The organism is Paenibacillus sp. AR247 (assembly GCF_002968895.1).
Taxonomy (GTDB): domain Bacteria; phylum Bacillota; class Bacilli; order Paenibacillales; family Paenibacillaceae; genus Paenibacillus_AQ; species Paenibacillus_AQ favisporus.
In genome coordinates this window covers 1,400,069-1,401,918 of record NZ_PCZT01000009.1, presented here as the reverse complement: position 1 = coordinate 1,401,918, position 1,850 = coordinate 1,400,069, and the positions used below count along the sequence as shown (strand labels likewise).

Sequence of the window (1,850 nt, the reverse complement as noted above, 5' to 3'; positions counted from 1 at the left end):
GGACAGGTGGCTGCGGAAGGCTGGTGGGGGCCTTATGCCCCGGAGCTGCCGCACATGCTGTTTTCGCTGAGCAAGAGCTTTACTTCCACAGCCATCGGTCTCGCGGTGCATGAGGGTCTTCTGTCTTTGGAAGACAAGGTCGTTACGTTCTTCCCGGACGACCTGCCGGAGGAAGTCAGCCCGAATTTGGCTGCCATGAACATCCGGCATCTGCTGATGATGGGCACGGGGAATGACCAGGATACGATGGGGGCCATTGACCGCTGTACGGACGGGAATTGGGCCAGAGCCTTTCTCGCGGCTCCGGTGGAGCATACGCCCGGCACCCATTTTGTGTACAACACGGGCGCAACCTATATGCTGTCGGCCATTCTGCAATCCGTGACCGGGCAGACGCTGCTTCAATTTTTGCAGAAGCGGCTGTTTGAGCCGCTGGGCTTTCACAACCCCACCTGGGAGTCTTGTCCGCGGGGAATCAACACTGGAGGTTTCGGACTGAGCATCACGACGGAAGACATCGCCAAGTTTGGCCAGCTGTTTTTGCAGCGAGGGGCATGGAACGGAAGCCAGCTGATTCCGGAATCGTGGGTAGAGGAGGCGACCTCGAAACAGATCTCCAACGGAGACGGCGGGGAAAGCGACTGGGCGCAGGGATACGGCTACCAATTCTGGAGATGCCGGCACGGCGCCTACCGCGGAGACGGAGCCTTCGGCCAGTTCTGCATCGTCATGCCGGAGCAGGAGGCGGTGCTTGCTGTCACGAGCGGAACGAACCAGATGCAGGAAGTGATGAACGCCGTCTGGGAGCGTCTGCTGCCCGCGATGGCCGGAGAGGAGCTCCCGCTGGACGAAGAAACGCAGGACCGATTGCAGGAACGGGTCCGCAGCCTGCAGCTTGCTCCGCTCGCGTACAGCATTCAACCGGAATTAGAATCCGCCGTCAGTGGTAAAAACTATGTGCTGGACGACAACGACATGAACTGGAGCCGGATTTCGGTCCGTTTCGAGGCCGATCAGGCGGTGGTTGACCTGTATGAGACCGGCGGGAAGCATTTTGCATTGCCTTTGGGACGCGGGAAATGGCTGGAAGGCAAGTCTGATCTGATCATGCCCCGCGAGACCGCAACGGTGTCAAGCTTTACATGGAAGTCCCCGGATACGCTGGAGCTGAGCATCCGCTTCATTGAGACGCCGTTCCATATTACGACGGGCATCCGGTTTGAACCGGAAGACTCCGTCGTGCTGGATCATCGGATCAATGTATCCTTTGGTCCCAATGAGGCTCCGCCCATTACCGGGAGAGCGTGAAGCCCGCGTAGTAATCTTACAAATGTTACGCCTATGAACACATTTTGAAATCAGGCATGCTCCTCTTCGAAGGGCATGCCTTTTTGCTGTGGCGCGATCCGGTAAGCGGCCGGGGGAATGCCGGCGGCAGCCGAGAACATCCTGGTAAAATAGTGGACGGAGCCGAATCCTGTTAGGTCGGCGATTTCCTTGACGGAACGGTCCGTCTCGCGCAGAAGGTACGCCGCAAGCCGGATCCTTTCCTGGCGGACGTATGCCGTGAAGGTCATTTTGAGCTCCTTCTGGAACAAACGGGCCAGATGTCTTCCCGATATATGAAAATACCGCGCCACATCTTCCAGCTTTAGCGGCGACTCCAGGTTATCACGGATGAATTGGAGCGCCTGCCTCAGAGAAGCGGAGCGGGGCGGAGACAGCGTTGGCTTGTGCTGCTGGCGGTCCGGCGTAAAGGTTTGCGGCAGCGCAGCCACAAGCGCAAGGACCAGCCGGTCCAGCGGAAATCGGGCGGTATCCAGTTCGGCGGCCGCTTGCATAATCGCTTT

General features: G+C 58.6%; 2 protein-coding genes. One reads left to right on the top strand and one right to left on the bottom strand.

Annotated features, from left to right (window positions below; all coding sequences use genetic code 11):
• A partial coding sequence (locus tag CPT76_RS14685; RefSeq protein ID WP_105443424.1) for a serine hydrolase domain-containing protein occupies positions 1 to 1,308 on the top strand: 1,308 nt, incomplete at its 5' end.
• 50 nt (positions 1,309 to 1,358) lie between these two features.
• Here CPT76_RS14685 and CPT76_RS14680 read toward each other — a convergent pair.
• The coding region (locus tag CPT76_RS14680; RefSeq protein WP_146116320.1) for a helix-turn-helix domain-containing protein at positions 1,359 to 1,850 on the bottom strand (492 nt) is incomplete at its 5' end.